Origin of the sequence: Spongiactinospora gelatinilytica (genome assembly GCF_003236385.1) — a bacterium.
Lineage (GTDB): Bacteria > Actinomycetota > Actinomycetes > Streptosporangiales > Streptosporangiaceae > Spongiactinospora > Spongiactinospora gelatinilytica.
In genome coordinates, this window is the sequence record NZ_POUA01000732.1 from 1 (window position 1) to 1265 (window position 1265).

General features: G+C 73.8%; 2 protein-coding genes. Both read right to left on the reverse strand.

The annotated features are described in order from the left end of the window. On the reverse strand, window positions 1-718 hold a 718-nt coding region (locus C1I98_RS38990), incomplete at its 3' end, for a hypothetical protein (RefSeq protein ID WP_111172194.1). A gap of 1 nt (window position 719) precedes the next feature. Continuing rightward, on the reverse strand, window positions 720-1265 hold a 546-nt coding region (locus tag C1I98_RS42360), incomplete at its 5' end, for a hypothetical protein (protein WP_111172195.1).

Here is a 1265-nt window from a genome sequence, read left to right on the forward strand (position 1 = left end):
GGCGGGAGGCCAGTTCGCGGGCGGTGCGGATGAGGAGGGAGCGGTCCAGGCGGCCGCCCCATTGGCCGCGGAGGAGTTCGGCGCCCTTGGGGTCGTGGGCGAGGCCGCCGACGAAGGCGACCTCGCGGCCGGTGGCGGTGACGATGCGGCGGACCTCGTCGATGGAGGAGCGGTACTGGCGGGGGTCGGCGATCACGACCACGCCGAGCTGGGGGCCCTTGGGGAGTACGGCCAGGCGTTCGCGCAGGTGGGCGACGTGGTCGAGGCTGGCCCTGGCGAACAGGACGGCCAGCTCCGCCTCGGTGATCAGGTCGTTGATCTCGGGGTGCGCGCCCAGCCGGCCGCAGTCGGCGAGCACGTCGGCCCCCGGGACGGACGCGAAAGTACGGCCGAGCGGGCCCCACAGCCAGGTGAGCCCCGCCGCCTGCTCGCCGTGGGTGAGGCCGGTCAGTACGTCGAGACCGCCGACGATCTTCTGGGAGTGCTCCTGGACCTGCTGGACGGTCAACCCCCTGCGGGCGGTGGCCCCCAGCGAGAGCAGTCCCCTGGCCGGGTTGAGCACCCCGCCGTCGGCGGCCGGAAGCCGGTAGGCGAGGTCGCCGCCCGCCGGGTCGCACTCGGCGAGCAGCACCGAACGGGGCCAGACCGCGCCCAGCGCCGTGGCGGCCGTGGTGACGCCGGGCGCCCCCTTGTCGGCGGCGAGCACGATGAGCGCCATGTCAGTGGGCTCCCGGCAGCTCGGCGACGGCGATCTCGCCGATGGTCGCGTACCCGGCCACGGTCGGCGACAGCTCGCTGTTCACGATCACCGTGATCTGCCCGCTCGACCCGCTCCTGCCCGCGGCGCCGACGCTGTCCACCAGCGCGCTCTGCGCGAGCACCTCGGGCTCGGCGTCGCCCGCCCGCCCCGGCACGTGGATGACCTGGACCCGGTCTCCGGCCTTGATCCCCGAGGGGATCTGCCCGGATTTCAGGGACAGGCCGACCCTGGCCTTGCCGGGGCCGAGTTCCTGGCTGGCGGTGACGACCATCTGCTCGGTGAGCAGGGTGCCGGGCAGCAGGGTGACCTTGGCGAAGGTCTTGGTGACCTGCTGGCGGTGCACCCAGGCGACGTAGCCGATGCCGGTGTTGGCGATCTGTACCTCTTCCATGGCGGTCGCCGGGATCGCCTGCCCGGCGCCGACCTGCTGGGAGATCCGGATGGCCGAGACCCGGTCGCCGCTGCGCATCACCAGCAGCGTGGTGGCGAGCGCCCCGCCCAGGAT